Origin of the sequence: Pseudomonas sp. D1HM (assembly GCF_019266105.1) — a bacterium.
GTDB lineage: Bacteria > Pseudomonadota > Gammaproteobacteria > Pseudomonadales > Pseudomonadaceae > Aquipseudomonas > Aquipseudomonas taetrolens.
Window position 1 is genome coordinate 92,973 of the sequence record NZ_LRMN01000018.1, and the last position, 15,059, is coordinate 108,031.

Here is a 15,059-nt window from a genome sequence, read left to right on the forward strand (position 1 = left end):
ACGGATTTGGCCGAGTGTACGCTAGGCCCTGCGATCATTCATTTTTTGTCACACAAAAATGAATGATCGCAGGGCAGGTGCAAAAAAAGCTGGGTGCTATTCGTTCAGTTTGGCCAGGATTTTGAAGATGATGGTGCCAAAAATCAGCAGCATCCCACACCAGATCATCAGCACGCCGATACCGCTAGGGCGTTCGCGAAAGTTGAAGCCTATGGTCAGCAACAACATGCCGCAGACAATGGGAATCATCATGGAGTGGAACGCAGACAGCTCAATCATGGTTATGAACCTGAAGGAATGAATGCTGTAAGTCTAGGCGGCTTTGTGCAGAGGGGGAGTGATGCGGGTCAAAAAATGCCAGGGGCGGTCATTTCTGTTGCAGGAGCCCCGCTGCCACGTGTTGCGGCAGCGGGGTCAGGCGTCGTTATGGCAATTGCTGGCTGGCGTAGAACGCGCTTAATACTTTGACCAGGTGCGCCAGGTCATGGCTGCCGGCCAGTTCGCGAATCGAATGCATGGCGAATGTCGGCAAGCCGATGTCCACGGTGCGCACACCCAAGTGGCTGGCGGTGATCGGGCCGATGGTTGATCCGCAGCCCATGTCGCTGCGCACGACAAAGCTCTGTACCGGCACTTCTTCGGCCATGCACAGGTGCCGGAAGAAACCGGCCGTTTCGCTGTTGGTGGCGTAACGCTGGTTGCTGTTGACCTTGATCACCGGCCCGGCATTGAGTTTCGGGCCGTGGTTGGCGTCGTGCTTGTCGGCATAGTTGGGGTGCACGCCATGAGCGTTATCGGCTGATACCAGCAGCGACTTTTGAATGGTGCGCACGTACTCGTCACCCTCAGGCAGCAGGCGCTGGAGGATTTGTTCGAGCATCGGACCGTCCGCGCCACACGCCGAGCACGAACCGACTTCTTCGTGATCGTTGGCCACGAACAGGCAGGTTTCTTCGGTCTCGGTATTGAGCAGCGCTTGCAGGCCGGCGTAACACGACAACAGGTTATCGAGGCGCGCGCCGGCGATGAAGTCGCCATTGAGGCCGATGACTGCAGCGCTTTGAGTGTCGTAGAAACTCAGCTCGTAATCGAGCACGACGTCAGCGTTCAGGCCGTGCTCGCGCGCCAGTTGGTCGGTGAGCAGGGCGCGGAAATCCACGCGCTCATCGCCGGCGACCTGAGCCAGGATTGGCGGCAGTTCGGTCTGTGGATTGATCGCCCAGCCTTCGTTGGCGGTGCGATTGAGGTGGATCGCCAGATTGGGGATGGTCGCAATCGGCGCCCTGAAATCGATCAGTTGGCTTTCAACCTGGCCATCGCGGCGAAAGGTGACACGCCCGGCGAGCGACAGGTCGCGGTCGAACCAGGGGGCCAGCAAGGCGCCGCCGTAGACTTCGACACCCAACTGCCAGAAACCCTGACGTTGCAATTCGGGTTGTGGCTTGACCCGCAGGCAGGGGCTGTCTGTATGAGCACCGACCATGCGGATGCCGCCCTGCAGCGCAGAGTGACGACCCAGCTTGAAAGCAACGATGGAAGAGTCATTACGGGTGACGTAATAACGGCCATTGGCTTCGGTGAACCATGTTTCGCGTTCGTCGAGGCGCTGAAAACCTGCAGCCTCCAGACGTTGAACAAGACTGGCAGTGGCATGAAAGGGGGTAGGGGAGGCCTTCAGAAAGTCGATCAGGCCTTGGTTCAACTCTTCGCGCATAAGTTACTCCAGACAGCAAGGCCGCGAGTTTAACGCATTTCCCTCAGGAGCTGGCAGGCTGCGATCTTTTGATCCGTAGCCGCTGCAGAAGGCGGGTCATCAAGCGGCCAAGGCGCTTGATGATCCGGACGCAGCCTTGCTCCGCTCGTCAGCGGCTACGGATCTGGGAGGTTACTAAGGCCGCGGCCGGCGGCGGTTTAAAACGGTGCCGGACACTCGAAGCGCAGGCGCTCGCCGGTCTGCGGGTGGGTGAAGCTGAGCATGCTGGCATGCAGGCACAGACGCGGCCAGGCGGCGAGGGCCTGTGGGTGAGCGTAAAGCCCGTCACCCAACAGTGGATGACCGATAGACAGCATGTGCACGCGCAACTGGTGCGAGCGTCCGGTAATGGGCGTCAGCTCAACCCGGCAGTAGTCGCCACAGCGCTCCAGAACTTTCCAGAACGTCAATGCGTTTTTACCAAACTCGTGATCGACCACATGCCGAGGCTTGGTGGGCGGGTCGTAACGCAAGGGCAGGTCAATGGTGCCGCTGTCGAGTTCAGGCTGACCCCAGGCCAGTGCGGTGTAGGCTTTTTCAGTTTCGCGGTCGTGAAACTGGCGCGACAATTCACGATGGGTATCCGCATCCCGGGCCAGCAGAATGATTCCGGACGTCTCCCAGTCCAGGCGATGGACGATGCGCGCTTCGGGATAGCCGTTTTCTTGCAGGCGAGTGATCAGGCAATCCTTGTTGTCTTCGGCCCGGCCCGGCACCGAAAGCAGCAACGTCGGTTTGTTGACGACCAGAACGCCTGCGTCCTGATGGATGATGTGGATATTCGACAACGGCATTAAAACAGCCTCTTAACAAACGCCAACGGCGACGTGGGAACCTCCTCCGCAGAGAAGGCGCCCAAGCCGCCGTGGTGTCAGCCGGATCGATCAGCGATCAGGCAGTGTGATATTGAGTTCCAGAATCGAGCAGCTGCCCTGGTTTTCCAGAGCAACCTGTACTTGATCTGACTCGATGTTGACGTATTTGCGGATCACTTCGACCAGCTCTTTTTGCAGGGCTGGCAGGTAGTCAGGACTGGTGCGTTGGCCGCGTTCGTGCGCCACGATAATCTGTAGACGCTCTTTCGCGACCGACGCGGTAGTGGTCTTTTTGTTGGCACGAAAGAAGTCAAAAATATTCATTGCTTAGTTGCCTCCAAACAGGCGCTCGAAGAATCCCTTCTTCGTCACATCGAGGAAACGATGTTCCACGGTTTTGCCCAGCAAGCGATCAACCGCATCGCTGTAGGCCTGACCGGCGTCGCTCTGATCATCAAGGATCACGGGCACGCCCTGGTTGGATGCCTTGAGTACCGCCTGGGATTCCGGAATCACGCCCAGCAGGGCTACGGCCAGAATCTCTTTAACGTCTTCTACGCCCAGCATCTCGCCCTTGCTCACGCGCTCGGGGTTGTAGCGGGTCAGCAGCAAGTGCTCGCGGATCGGCTCTTCGCCCAGTTCGGCACGACGCGACTTGCTGGCCAGCAGGCCAAGCATGCGGTCGGAGTCACGTACCGAAGACACTTCAGGGTTGGTCACGACAATCGCTTCATCGGCGAAGTACATGGCCAGGTGAGCGCCGGTTTCGATACCCGCCGGGGAGTCGCAGACCACGAATTCGAAGGTTTCTTTAAGTTCCATCAGAACTTTTTCGACGCCTTCCTTGGTCAGGGCTTCCTTGTCACGTGTCTGGCTGGCAGCCAGTACGTAGAGGTTTTCCAGACGCTTGTCTTTGATCAGGGCCTGCTGCAGGTTGGCTTCGCCATTGACCACGTTGACGAAGTCGTACACCACGCGGCGTTCGCAACCCATGATCAAGTCCAGGTTACGCAAGCCAACGTCGAAGTCGACGATCACTGTTTTGTGGCCGCGCAGAGCGAGGCCGGTACCGATAGCGGCGCTGGTGGTGGTCTTACCCACACCACCCTTGCCGGATGTAACCACTAGAATCTTGGCCAAGGTGTTTCACCCCTAAGGAAAAAGGACTTTTTAGCCCCTGAATAACATCTCTGTAACGACTGCAGGTCAACAGTCTTGGCGGGCCATCGTTTCGGGTCGGTCTACATGACGTAGGCGCTTCCTGCTTGCTGACTTCCTACAAGGTTTAATCTGTTTTCTCTACGATTTTGAGATGGTTGGAAAATGGCGAGAGTATCCGTTAAAGACGGGTGATGTTCAACATGTCGCTTGACAGACTGATTTGAACACCTGCTCCCCACAAGGGATCACGGCGCAGGTCTTCACTGACCTTGTACTTGCCGGCAATGGACACCAGCTCGGCGCTCAGTTGCTGACAAAAAATGCGCGCTTTGGCATTGCCTTTATGGCCAGCCAGCGCTCGACCGCGCATAGGCCCGTACACATGGATGTTTCCATCGGCCATAAGTTCCGCACCGGGACTCACTGAAGCGACGACCACCAGGTCGCAACCTTCGGCGTATATCGTCTGGCCACCGCGTACCGGGCTGGTAATGATCTTGGTTGGCCTGATCACGGGCTCGGCCGGTTTTTCAGGTTTTTTGGGCGCGGCCTCGACAGGCTCGATCGGCCGCTCACGTGCACCGGAGGGTGGCAGCACAGGCAGGTCGATGGCGATGGCGGCGGCGATATCTTCGATACGGCTGGCGCGAATGGCCAGGGTACGCAGGCCATGTTGGCGGCACACGCGCATCAAGGCCGGCAGATCGATTGCACCTTCGCTGGCGGGCAACTTGTCCAGTGCCAGTACCAGCGGGGTGTTGCTGAAAAAATTCGGTGCTTGTGCCACTTTGGCAGCCAGTTGGCGATCAAGGGCTTCAAGATTGTTGTGTGCCAGTTCCAGCACCGTAATGGCGAGCATACTGCCCTTTAACTGGAACACAGGGGCTTGGTCTAGCGATTCGGTTGGGCTCATGGTTTGTTTAACACAGCTTGTCACTTAAAGTGCTGAGACTTATAACGAGAACGCTGGCGGGCCGCAAGCGGGGTCTAACGATGTAGAATGCCCGGCCATCTGTCTGTCCGGAATCACTCATGGATCGCCCGCGTTTTCGAGCTGCTTTTTTTCATCCGCGCTTTTGGCCGCTCTGGTCAGGGTTGGGGCTGCTATGGCTGGTCGTTCAATTACCTTATAAAACCCAGCTGTGCATCGGTCGCGGGCTGGGCGCGCTGATGTACCGGGTAGCGGGGGACCGTCGACGTATTGCTGCCCGTAACCTCGAATTGTGCTTCCCGGAAAAAACCGCCGCTGAACGCAAGCGCTTGCTCAAGGACAATTTTGCGTCCACGGGTATCGCGTTCTTTGAAATGGCCATGAGTTGGTGGTGGTCCAGGCCGCGGCTGGCCAGGCTGGCCCATGTCGAAGGGCTGGAACACCTCAAGCAGGCTCAGCTGGATGGCAAGGGCGTGATCCTGATGGCGTTTCACTTCACCACGCTGGAAATCGGCGCGGCGCTCCTGGGTCAGAAGCACACGATCGATGGCATGTACCGTGAGCACAAGAACCCGCTGTTCGACTTCATCCAGCGTCGGGGCCGTGAGCGACACAATGTCGACTCGCTGGCAGTGGAGCGTGATGACGTGCGCGGGATGCTCAAGTTACTGCGTTCCGGGCGGGCGATCTGGTATGCGCCCGACCAGGATTACGGCGCCAAGCAAAGCATTTTCGTGCCGCTATTCGGCATCCAGGCGGCGACCGTCACCGCGACCAGCAAATTCGCCAAACTGGGCAAGGCGCAGGTTGTGCCCTTTACTCAACAACGGCTGGCCGATGGCAGTGGTTACAAACTGATCATTCATCCTCCCCTGAAGGACTTTCCCGGAGAAAGCGATGAGGCTGATTGCCTGCGAATCAATCACTGGGTCGAGCGAGCGGTGCGTGAGTGTCCCGAGCAATACTTGTGGGCCCATCGCCGCTTCAAGACCCGCCCGCCGGGCGAGCCAAAGCTCTACGACAAGCGTCGCTGACCAAGGGCGTCATCCGTGAGCACGGGCGCGCCGGTCACGGGGCTGATTCTTTCAGGTGGCGGTGCGCGGGCTGCTTATCAGGTGGGGGTATTGGCAGCCATCGCAGAACTGCTGCCTGGTGGTGCTGCCAACCCGTTCCCGGTGATTGTCGGGACCTCGGCGGGGGCAATCAATGCGGTCAGCCTGGCCAGTGGCGCACTGGATTTCGCCCGGGCTGTCGAGCACCTGACCGCATTCTGGCAAGGATTCGAGAGTCATCGCGTCCTGCGCAGCGATTGGCCGGGAGTGATTCACCAGGCCAGCCGATTCGTCGGTCACAGCCTGCTGGGGGTTGGCGCCGATGTGCCGGTGGCACTGCTCAACAGTTCACCCTTGCGCGATTTGCTCGATGAAAAAATCAACTTCTCGGGCATACAGCAGGCCATTGCCGAACAGCAGTTGCGTGCGATTGCCGTGACTGCGTTTGGTTACTCTTCCGGACAGGCGGTGACTTTTTACCAGGGCAAGGGCGCGATCGATGGCTGGCTAAGGCATCGGCGGATTGGCTTGTCCACGATGTTGACTGTGGAGCACCTGCTGGCAAGCTCGGCGATCCCGCTACTGTTTGCGCCGATCAAGATTGGCGAAGAGTATTTTGGCGATGGTGCGTTGCGTCAGTCAGCGCCCATCAGCCCTGCGTTGCATTTGGGGGCAACCCGGGTGCTGGTGGTTGGCGTGAGCGGCAACCCGCGAGGCCCGGATATGCAGGGCGGCCAGCAACGTCAGTACAGTGCGCAACAACCGACCCTGGCCCAAATTGGCGGGCACATGCTCAACAGTACGTTCATTGACAGTCTCGAAAGCGATATCGAGTTGCTGGAGCGTCTTAACCACTTCAGCAGTTTGTTGCCTGCGCAGCCCCATAGCCTGGGATTGGCGCCGATTGAGGTACTGGTGATTGCCCCGAGCCAGCCTATCGATGAAATTGCCGCCCGTCATCGTCACGAGCTGCCTTCAGCCCTGCGCATGTTTTTACGCGGGCCGGGTGCCACAAAAACCAGCGGCGCCGGTGTGTTGAGCTATTTGTTGTTTGAATCGGGTTATTGTCAGGAACTGATCGCGCTGGGTCGACGTGATGCCATGGCCAAGCGCGAAGCGCTTTGTCGTTTTTTGCAGACAGATTGAACGGGCTGCGCGCAGCGCAGCCCGGATGACGCGTGACTATTCGGCGATCTGCAACTTGCGGGCTTCGGTGTAGATATAGCGCAGCTTGTCATATTCGAATGGCGAGTCGAACTGGCCGTAGCGGAAGCTGGTGGTATAGCGTTTGTCTACCGCGCCCAGCACCCAGATTTCCGGATGACGGGTGCTTTCGTGAGCCACATTGAGGAAGTTGATCTGCTGTTCGGCGCCATAGTCGACCAGCCGCCCGGTGGTGTCACGCAGGTTGGAAGGGCCGAGAATCGGCAGCATCAGGTACGCGCCGCCCGGTACACCATAAAACCCCAGGGTTTGTCCGAAGTCTTCGCTCTGGCGGGGAAGGCCCATGGCCGTGGCCGGGTCCCACAGTCCTGCGACCCCCAGCGTTGTGTTCAGCAACAAGCGGCCGGTGGTCTCCAGCGAGCGCTGGCCCTTGAGCTGCAGCAAGCTGTTGAACAGGTTGGGTACATCGCCCAGGTTGTTGAAGAAGTTACTCACCCCGGTGCGTAGAAAGCTGGGGGTGACATAGCGGTAACCGTCGACCACCGGCAGGAAGACCCACTGATCGAAGCGGTAGTTGAAGTGGTAGATCCTGCGGTTGATCGATTCCAGCGGGTCATACACGTTGAGCGCGTTCATGGTGGCGCGCTCGAACTCGCGCTGGTCAAGACCCGGATTGAACTTCAGCAATTTCAGCGGCTGAGTGAAGCCGTCGATGTCTTCTGTGCGCTCGATATGCGCTTTGCTGTTGTCCGCTTGGGCGAAACTTGCACCGAGTAGCGCGGCGAGAAGCAATAGTCGTTTAGCCACGGAAGAACTCCAGCATAGCGTCAGCGTTTACGCGATAGTTAAGATTGCCGCAGTGGCCGCCATAGGGGTAAACCGTCAGACGGTCGCCAAAGGTTTTGCGCAGAAAACCCAGGTCGCCGGGGCCGAGAATAATGTCGTCGGCGTTGTGCATCACGGCAATCTTCGGGCTGTTCTGCATGTAGTCCTTGAGCGCGTAGAGGCTGACCTGGTCAATCAACTGCAACAACCCCCCGCCATCGGTTCGGGCACGCCACATGGGGATGACCTGCTCGGTCAGGTAGCAGTCAAAGTCGCACTGCAACGAACGCTTAAGGAACGGCGTCAGGCTGGTGCCTTCGGTAATCGGGTAATTCAGTGGGGTGATCAGGCCCCGGCGGTTGATCAGGTCCGAGGTGAACACGATATCGGCCGACGAGAAGCGGAACATGGTGCCGATCAGCATCGCCATCTGTTCGTTGGTCAACCGTTCCTTGGAACTCTGCAAGTCGTAGACCAGCGCCGCATTCAGGTCGATATGGCCTTTTTGCTGGAAGAAGCGGGTCAGCTTGCCCAGTACCAGTTGGTAAAAGGTGGTGTTGTTGTCGATGCCCTTGACCTCGGTCTGGACCAGCTTGTCGAGATTGCTGATCGAGGTGTAGAGATTGACCGGGGGGTTGAGCATCAATACTTTTTTGAAGTTGAACGATTTGCGGGTTTCGTCCAGGTGGCTGACAAACGCAGCATTCAGAGCGCCCAGGCTGTAGCCGCTCAGGTAATAGTCGGTGACTGGCACATCGGCTTGCTGAGCGCGTATGGCTTGCATGACGTGATACAGGTCTTCGGCGTCGTACTGGCTGATGCCCGGAGTGGCCAGGCGCGAGGCAGCGCTCATGAAGTCATAGCTGGTGGGCGATGACAGCTGCACAACGTGATAACCCTCTTGGTAGAAGAGTTTTTTCAGGTACTCGTTGAGGCTGCTGTCATAGGCGGCACCCGTACCGGCAATCAGGAACATCAAGGGCGCTGGGTGGTCTTGCTTGGCCATGCGGTAGGTCAGTTTTTTCACGGCCCAGAAGTTGGCCGGCAGCGTGAACTCACGTTCTGGTCGCAGGCTAAGGCTGTAATCCGACTGGTTGATGTCCTCTTCGTGGGGCAGTAGAGGGCGCATCTCCGGTGGCGTCGTGGCAATCGTAGCCTCGAACGGGTTGGTAATGGGGTAGCCATAGGTGGCGGGGTCGATATCGACCGCCTGTGCTGACGCACTCAATATTAGGCCGGCCAATAAGGCAGCGAGGGGTAGAGAACGAAGCATGACGACTTTCCCAAGAAAAGGTGCGGAGAAGATTCGCAGGCTATGACCACAGGGCTACCGTCGAAGTGCCGTGCGAAGGCACTAAATAAATCCCCCAAGAGTCGCAGACAGGCAAAAACTACCAGACGATACACGTTGAATGACTTTAGTGAACAGATATCTGATTGCAAGGCTTGCATACCCAATGAGGGCGATTAAGCTGGGCGCCGCTTTTGCCTATCGGAGTATCTATGCGTTTTCGTATGCCATTTGTCTTGCTGCTTATCGCTCTGCCCGTATGGCTGGCTGCCAGTTATGGCCTGCGCTATGGCTTTATGGAGGATCCGCAATGGGTGGGGACGTGTGTGGCGGAGGCTGCCCGGTGGGAATGTCAGCTGCGTGCGAGCCTGGGGTGGCTGATACATTTCAGGGTGATGGGTTGGGCGGCGCTGACGGTGGCGGTGCTCGCAATCGTAGTGCCAGGTCGGCTCGGCAGCGGACTGGCAGTGCTGGCCCTGTTGTTCGGGCTGCCTGCACTGGTGTTGTATAACGCCAGCCTGGCGGTTTTTGCCGTGGTCATTGCCGGGCTGAGACTGGTTCGGGCACGTATGTCTCGTCCTTGAGGGGGCTTCAGGCCTGATCACAGCCTGCGGCCATGCTGCAAAAGCCGGCAGGCTGTGAAGGCGTTGATTATTGAGCGGTCTTCGTGCGCAAGCTGCGCCATAGCGCCAGCACCATCAACGCGCTGACCAGTGCCCAGACCCAGGCCTGTTGATTGTTCAGACCTTCGCGATACAGCTGCAATGGAATCCCGGCACCCACGATGAACGCCAGCAGGCCGAATTCCCGGCGAGGTCCGTCTTTGACCGGGCGCAACAAGTAAACCAGCGCCGGCAATAGCAGAGCGGCACTCGGGAAGCTGCGATAGCGCGGCTCGACCACCAGCCCGAGCATCATCACGGCACCCGCAAAGCCCGCAGCGGCCAGCCACCATCCAGCACGACGCTCGAAGGCATTGAACCAGCGTCCGCGCCATCCGCTCCTGTCGCCAAGCGCCAATGCTGCATGGGCCAGCACGATCAGGTTCAGGGCAACCAGCAGGCCGGCCCATATCCATTCTCCGACAAAACGGCTGGTCACCGAGGCCAGTTCGGCCCATGCCACGATGCTGCACCCGGCGACAGCCCCCAAGGCCGGGAGCAGCAAGGCGGCGCGGGTATGACGAACCCGTCCGCCCAATACCAGAGTGGCGATAAACAATGCGCCACCGAGTCCCAGCCAGATCGGCCAGTGCGGCAGGTTGGACACGGGGCCGGCCAGGATGCCCTTGTCCTGGCGATCGGCATCGAACAGTCCCCAGTAACCGCCCACTGCACCTTCGCTGCCGCGTTTCCAGGGCTGATCGAAGGCCTCGATCAAGTTGTACTTCCAGCCATTTTGCTCGGCTTGAGTGACAAAGCCGCGAATGAACCTGGCCTCATTGACCCGGCTCGGCAGGGCCGTTTCACGTTGACGGCCTTCGCTCGGCCAGCCGGTCTCGCCGATGAGAATGTCTTTAGGGGCGAATTTATTACCGAATACCTGGCGGATCTGGGCGACATGATTAACGGCCTGATCGATACCGGCAGGGTCATCCTCCCAGTAAGGCAGCAGGTGGATGGTCAGGAAGTCGACTGCCGGGGCAATTTCCGGATGTTGCAGCCAGAACTCCCAGACATCGGCATAAGTCACGGGTTGCTTGACCTGACTTTTAACCTGGTTGATCAGCATGACCAGCCGGGCAGGGGTAACTTCTTTACGCAGCAGGGTTTCGTTGCCCACGATGACCGCGCTGATGACGTCCGGATTGGCATTGGCGGAGGCAATCAAGGCCTCGACTTCCTTGGCCGTGTCTACCGGGTTGGGGCTTACCCAGGCACCGCTCATGATTTTCAAACCATGCTTGCGGGCCAGTTCCGGCAGGGCTTCGAGGCCCGTTTGTGAATAGGTGCGAATACACTCGAAGCGCGTAGCGAGCAGCGCCAGGTCTGCGTCCATGCGCTCAACGCGAGGTACGAAAGGCTGGTCGAAGGGGGACTGATCCTTATCGAACGGCGTGTAGGACGCGCACTGCAGTTTGTGCGTCGGGGTGGCGGCGTCGGGCAGTGTTACCGGTTGACCCAGCCCGTACCAGAAACCGGAAACGGCAAATGCGCCCAGTAGACAGGCAAACAGATAAGGCAGGACGGGGAAGCGGGCAGTCGCGGACATGGTCGGGCCGTATGGGAACAAAGCCGCGCATCTTACCTGTAATTAGAAGCGCTCAGCGCCTTCGTATGATTTTGACATGCAAAGTTTGGGCAGAGTAGGCCACTGCGGGCTTTCGCCTTTGCTGAATGTCGCTGGCGGGTGCCTTGATGTCGTCGTCAGCAAAGGACGGGCGACGGGTGAGGTTGATGATCAAGGGGAGGGTTCGGCTTGGGCGCACATTGTGCCCTGAAAACGATCCTTATGCGGTCCGGCACTCGTCGGGCCCTGCACTGTGGGGAATCAATAATGAGAATGCGACGACTATTGGGCGTGGGGGCTGCCGTAGTGCTGGCAATAAGTGCCGGCCAGGCAAGCGCACAGGATAAGCCCACCTTGAGCATTGGGTACGTTGACGGTTGGTCCGACAGTGTGGCGACCACTCATGTCGCAGCTGAAGTCATCAAGCAGAAGCTCGGCTATGACGTAAAGCTGATGCCGGTGGCGACCGGGATCATGTGGCAAGGCGTTGCCACGGGTAAGCTGGATGCCATGCTCTCCGCCTGGCTGCCTGTTACCCACGGCGAGTATTGGACCAAGAATAAAGACAAGGTGGTCGATTACGGTCCGAACTTCAAAGATGCCCGGATCGGTCTCATTGTGCCGGAGTACGTGAAAGCCACGTCCATTGCGGATTTGAAAACCGACGATGGCTTCAAGAAAAAAATTGTCGGGATCGACGCGGGCTCGGGCGTCATGCTGAAGACCGATGAGGCAATCAAGGATTACGACCTCACGGGCTATAAGCTGCAAGCCAGTTCGGGGGCTGCCATGACTTCGGAGTTGGGCCGTGCTTACGCCAAGAAAGATCCTATTGCCGTGACCGGGTGGGTGCCGCACTGGATGTTCGCCAAATGGAAACTGCGCTTCCTGGATGATCCAAAAGGGGTGTATGGCGCAGCAGAAACTGTCAATAGCATCGGCAGCAAGGGACTTGAGGCCAAGGCGCCTGAAGTGGCGAACTTCCTGCAGAAGTTTTCCTGGAATTCAAAAGACGAAATTGGTGAGGTGATGCTGGCCATTCAAGAGGGTGCAAAACCTGAAGCGGCTGCCAAAGAGTGGGTGGCCAAACATCCTCAGCGTGTAGCCGAGTGGACGGCTAAATAACGGCGAAGCGTCTAGCCCGCAGTACTCAAGACCGTTTGGTGTTTACGCCAAACGGTTTTGCTTTTTTTGGCTTTTGCGCTTGTGGTCATTTTCCTTGCAGCCTAGAGAAACCGGGGGCTACGCCAGATTTCAGGTTCTACTACTAAAGTCGTCTGGCTTAGATTTTGAAGCGCCCCAATAGTGAAAACGTTCCATCTTATCTGTGCTGCGAGGACAAAAATAATGAACGACAGCATTTACCTCTCGATTCAAAACAGCCCGCGTTTCAAGGAGCTGGTTAAAAAAAGGGAGCGCTTCGCCTGGATTCTCTCGGCGATCATGCTTGGGCTATATGCCGCCTTTATCCTTTTGATTGCTTACGGGTCACACATCATGGGGGCAAGAGTCAGCCCCGATTCGACGATTACCTGGGGTATCCCCATCGGTGTCGGGCTGATCGTTTCAGCCTTCATCTTGACCGGCATCTATGTGCGCCGCGCCAATGGTGAGTTCGACGACCTGAACAATGCAATTCTCAAGGAGGCAGGGAAATGAGCCGGCGTCTACTGGCAACACTGGGCGTTGCTGCCTTTGCCCCGGGTGTCTGGGCGGCGGAAGCGCTGACCGGAGAGGTGCAAAAGCAGCCACTCAACGTCTCGGCAATCATCATGTTCGTGCTGTTTGTCGGCGCAACCCTGTGCATCACCTACTGGGCTTCCAAGCGTAACAAGTCGGCAGCGGACTACTACGCTGCGGGCGGCAAGATCACCGGCTTCCAGAACGGTCTGGCGATTGCCGGCGACTACATGTCTGCGGCGTCTTTCCTGGGGATTTCCGCGCTGGTTTACACCTCTGGCTATGACGGCCTGATCTATTCGATCGGCTTCCTGGTCGGTTGGCCAATCATCCTGTTCCTGATCGCAGAGCGTCTGCGTAACCTGGGCAAGTACACCTTTGCTGACGTGGCCTCGTACCGTTTGGGTCAAACCCAGATCCGTTCGTTGTCGGCCTGCGGCTCTCTGGTGGTGGTCGCGTTTTATCTGATCGCGCAAATGGTGGGTGCTGGCAAGCTGATACAACTGCTGTTCGGGCTGGACTATCACGTTGCGGTGATCCTGGTGGGTATCCTGATGTGCCTGTATGTATTGTTCGGCGGCATGCTGGCGACTACATGGGTACAGATCATCAAGGCGGTGCTGCTGTTGTCCGGTGCGACGTTCATGGCCGTCATGGTGATGAAGCACGTCAACTTCGATTTCAACTCGCTGTTTGCCGAAGCCGTCAAGGTTCACCCTAAAGGCGAAGCCATCATGAGCCCGGGCGGCCTGGTGAAAGACCCGATTTCGGCGTTCTCTCTGGGGCTGGCGTTGATGTTCGGTACTGCGGGCCTGCCGCACATCCTGATGCGCTTCTTCACGGTGAGCGATGCCAAAGAAGCCCGTAAAAGTGTGCTCTACGCAACGGGCTTCATTGGTTACTTCTACATCCTGACCTTCATCATCGGTTTCGGCGCGATCTTGCTGGTCAGCACCAATCCTGCATTCAAGGACGCTGCGGGTGCCTTGCTGGGTGGCAACAACATGGCAGCCGTGCACCTGGCGGATGCGGTCGGTGGCAGTATCTTCCTGGGCTTTATTTCGGCAGTGGCCTTCGCCACGATCCTGGCGGTGGTTGCGGGTCTGACCCTGGCCGGTGCGTCGGCGGTGTCTCACGACCTGTATGCCAGCGTGATCAAAAAAGGCAAAGCCAACGACAAGGAAGAGATTCGCGTTTCGAAAATCACCACGGTGATCCTGGGCGTTCTGGCCATTGGCCTGGGCATCCTGTTCGAAAGCCAGAACATTGCGTTCATGGTGGGCCTGGCGTTCTCCATTGCCGCGAGCTGCAACTTCCCGGTCCTGCTGCTTTCCATGTACTGGAAAAATCTGACCACTCGCGGAGCAATGATTGGTGGCTGGCTGGGGCTGATAAGTGCGGTTGGCTTGATGATCCTGGGCCCGACCATCTGGGTGCAGATTCTGCATCATGAAAAAGCCATCTTCCCTTATGAGTACCCGGCGTTGTTCTCGATGATCATCGCGTTCGTGGGTATCTGGTTCTTCTCGATTACCGACAAATCCAAGTCGGCCGAGAAAGAACGTGCGCTGTTCTTCCCGCAGTTTGTGCGTTCACAGACTGGGCTGGGGGCGAGCGGGGCGGTGTCTCACTAAAACGCTCAAACGCTGCAAGCACTCATGAAATACCCCTGTCGAAAGGCAGGGGTATTTTTGTTTGTGCGGTCACAAAGACCTTTTGTAGCCGCGGTCGAGCGGATGTGACAGTCCGGAATGCTCCTGTCGCCGCTGCCGAAGGCTGAGGCGGGTTACGCAGGACCCTGCTCTCGAAGGTCCTTCGGCCCTTATCGCAGCCTGCGGCAGCGGCTACCAGGGTTCTCTGGCGGACTCGCGTGCTTCTGTCGCCGCTGCCGAAGGCTGAGGCGGGTTACGCAGCGACCCTGCTCTCGAAGGTCCTTCGGCCCTTATCGCAGCCTGCGGCAGCGGCTACCAGGGTTCTCTGGCGGGCTTGCGTGCTTCTGTAGCCGCAGCCGAAGGCTGAGGCGGGTTACGCAGCGACCCTGCTCTTGAAGGTCCTTCGGCCCTTATCGCAGCCTGCGGCAGCGGCTACGAAGGTTCTCTGGCGGACTTGCGTGCTTCTGTAGCCGCTGCCGAAGGCTGCGATGGAGGGATTCCGGGCG

General features: G+C 58.2%; 15 protein-coding genes. 6 read left to right on the forward strand and 9 right to left on the reverse strand.

Annotated elements, in window-relative coordinates; genetic code table 11:
* Positions 1 to 96: 96 nt before the first annotated feature.
* The 6 genes from AWM69_RS18035 to minC form a co-directional block, all read right to left on the reverse strand.
* Positions 97 to 279, reverse strand: a complete 183-nt coding sequence (locus AWM69_RS18035) for a hypothetical protein (RefSeq protein ID WP_048382435.1) — start codon at positions 277 to 279, stop codon at positions 97 to 99.
* A 145-nt stretch (positions 280 to 424) separates the two neighbouring features.
* Positions 425 to 1,714, reverse strand: a complete 1,290-nt coding sequence (locus AWM69_RS18040; RefSeq protein WP_218727820.1) for a M18 family aminopeptidase — start codon at positions 1,712 to 1,714, stop codon at positions 425 to 427.
* A gap of 197 nt (positions 1,715 to 1,911) precedes the next feature.
* Entirely contained in the window at positions 1,912 to 2,547 is a 636-nt protein-coding gene (locus tag AWM69_RS18045; protein ID WP_048382437.1) for an RluA family pseudouridine synthase, read from the reverse strand.
* A gap of 90 nt (positions 2,548 to 2,637) precedes the next feature.
* Positions 2,638 to 2,892, reverse strand: coding sequence for a cell division topological specificity factor MinE (gene minE, locus AWM69_RS18050; protein ID WP_048382438.1), 255 nt, complete (start codon positions 2,890 to 2,892; stop codon positions 2,638 to 2,640).
* Positions 2,893 to 2,895: 3 nt separating this feature from the next.
* Complete coding sequence (gene minD, locus AWM69_RS18055; protein ID WP_131653191.1) at positions 2,896 to 3,708, reverse strand: septum site-determining protein MinD; 813 nt, start codon at positions 3,706 to 3,708, stop codon at positions 2,896 to 2,898.
* Positions 3,709 to 3,907: 199 nt separating this feature from the next.
* Entirely contained in the window at positions 3,908 to 4,642 is a 735-nt protein-coding gene (gene minC / locus AWM69_RS18060; protein ID WP_131653190.1) for a septum site-determining protein MinC, read from the reverse strand.
* 119 nt (positions 4,643 to 4,761) lie between these two features.
* Here minC and AWM69_RS18065 point away from each other — a divergent pair, with 119 nt between their 5' ends.
* Positions 4,762 to 5,694 carry a lipid A biosynthesis lauroyl acyltransferase gene (locus AWM69_RS18065; RefSeq protein WP_131653188.1) on the forward strand — a complete coding sequence of 311 codons (933 nt, stop codon included), beginning with the start codon at positions 4,762 to 4,764 and terminating at the stop codon, positions 5,692 to 5,694.
* Between the two features lie 15 nt (positions 5,695 to 5,709).
* Positions 5,710 to 6,858, forward strand: a complete 1,149-nt coding sequence (locus tag AWM69_RS18070) for a patatin-like phospholipase family protein (RefSeq protein ID WP_218727822.1) — start codon at positions 5,710 to 5,712, stop codon at positions 6,856 to 6,858.
* 36 nt (positions 6,859 to 6,894) lie between these two features.
* Here the strand turns inward: AWM69_RS18070 and AWM69_RS18075 are convergent, their stop codons facing one another.
* Together AWM69_RS18075 and AWM69_RS18080 are read right to left on the reverse strand one after the other, a co-directional pair.
* Positions 6,895 to 7,683, reverse strand: coding sequence for a VacJ family lipoprotein (locus AWM69_RS18075; RefSeq protein WP_131653184.1), 789 nt, complete (start codon positions 7,681 to 7,683; stop codon positions 6,895 to 6,897).
* Positions 7,676 to 8,974, reverse strand: coding sequence for a serine/threonine protein kinase (locus AWM69_RS18080; RefSeq protein ID WP_131653183.1), 1,299 nt, complete (start codon positions 8,972 to 8,974; stop codon positions 7,676 to 7,678). Before AWM69_RS18080 ends, AWM69_RS18075 begins: the two co-directional genes overlap by 8 nt.
* Before the next feature lie 230 nt (positions 8,975 to 9,204).
* On the opposite strand from AWM69_RS18080, the gene AWM69_RS18085 reads away from it, so the two are divergent.
* Positions 9,205 to 9,576 (forward strand): hypothetical protein, encoded by a 372-nt coding sequence (locus tag AWM69_RS18085; protein WP_218727824.1) that lies wholly within the window; start codon positions 9,205 to 9,207, stop codon positions 9,574 to 9,576.
* 67 nt (positions 9,577 to 9,643) lie between these two features.
* Here the strand turns inward: AWM69_RS18085 and AWM69_RS18090 are convergent, their stop codons facing one another.
* Entirely contained in the window at positions 9,644 to 11,203 is a 1,560-nt protein-coding gene (locus AWM69_RS18090) for a beta (1-6) glucans synthase (protein WP_218727825.1), read from the reverse strand.
* Between the two features lie 285 nt (positions 11,204 to 11,488).
* Between AWM69_RS18090 and AWM69_RS18095 the strand changes: the two genes are divergently transcribed.
* The 3 genes from AWM69_RS18095 (at position 11,489) to AWM69_RS18105 (ending at position 14,535) form a co-directional block, all read left to right on the forward strand.
* Positions 11,489 to 12,346 (forward strand): glycine betaine ABC transporter substrate-binding protein, encoded by an 858-nt coding sequence (locus tag AWM69_RS18095; RefSeq protein WP_218727827.1) that lies wholly within the window; start codon positions 11,489 to 11,491, stop codon positions 12,344 to 12,346.
* A gap of 222 nt (positions 12,347 to 12,568) precedes the next feature.
* Positions 12,569 to 12,880 (forward strand): DUF485 domain-containing protein, encoded by a 312-nt coding sequence (locus tag AWM69_RS18100; RefSeq protein ID WP_131653176.1) that lies wholly within the window; start codon positions 12,569 to 12,571, stop codon positions 12,878 to 12,880.
* The gene (locus tag AWM69_RS18105; RefSeq protein ID WP_218727829.1) at positions 12,877 to 14,535 is read left to right on the forward strand and encodes a cation acetate symporter; all 1,659 of its coding nucleotides are present in this window, start codon (positions 12,877 to 12,879) and stop codon (positions 14,533 to 14,535) included. The genes AWM69_RS18100 and AWM69_RS18105 overlap by 4 nt, the downstream gene beginning before the upstream one ends.
* The last annotated feature ends 524 nt before the right edge of the window (positions 14,536 to 15,059 follow it).

Excerpts from the sequence above, each read along its gene's own strand:
- AWM69_RS18065 (WP_131653188.1), top strand. The coding sequence starts at position 4,762 with ATGGATCGCCCGCGTTTTCGAGCTGCTTTTTTTCATCCGCGCTTTTGG.
- AWM69_RS18100 (WP_131653176.1), top strand. The coding sequence starts at position 12,569 with ATGAACGACAGCATTTACCTCTCGATTCAAAACAGCCCGCGTTTCAAG.
- minC (WP_131653190.1), bottom strand. The coding sequence starts at position 4,642 with ATGAGCCCAACCGAATCGCTAGACCAAGCCCCTGTGTTCCAGTTAAAG.
- AWM69_RS18045 (WP_048382437.1), bottom strand. The coding sequence starts at position 2,547 with ATGCCGTTGTCGAATATCCACATCATCCATCAGGACGCAGGCGTTCTG.
- AWM69_RS18105 (WP_218727829.1), top strand. The coding sequence starts at position 12,877 with ATGAGCCGGCGTCTACTGGCAACACTGGGCGTTGCTGCCTTTGCCCCG.
- AWM69_RS18085 (WP_218727824.1), top strand. The coding sequence starts at position 9,205 with ATGCGTTTTCGTATGCCATTTGTCTTGCTGCTTATCGCTCTGCCCGTA.
- AWM69_RS18095 (WP_218727827.1), top strand. The coding sequence starts at position 11,489 with ATGAGAATGCGACGACTATTGGGCGTGGGGGCTGCCGTAGTGCTGGCA.
- minE (WP_048382438.1), bottom strand. The coding sequence starts at position 2,892 with ATGAATATTTTTGACTTCTTTCGTGCCAACAAAAAGACCACTACCGCG.
- AWM69_RS18090 (WP_218727825.1), bottom strand. The coding sequence starts at position 11,203 with ATGTCCGCGACTGCCCGCTTCCCCGTCCTGCCTTATCTGTTTGCCTGT.
- AWM69_RS18080 (WP_131653183.1), bottom strand. The coding sequence starts at position 8,974 with ATGCTTCGTTCTCTACCCCTCGCTGCCTTATTGGCCGGCCTAATATTG.
- AWM69_RS18040 (WP_218727820.1), bottom strand. The coding sequence starts at position 1,714 with ATGCGCGAAGAGTTGAACCAAGGCCTGATCGACTTTCTGAAGGCCTCC.
- AWM69_RS18035 (WP_048382435.1), bottom strand. The coding sequence starts at position 279 with ATGATTGAGCTGTCTGCGTTCCACTCCATGATGATTCCCATTGTCTGC.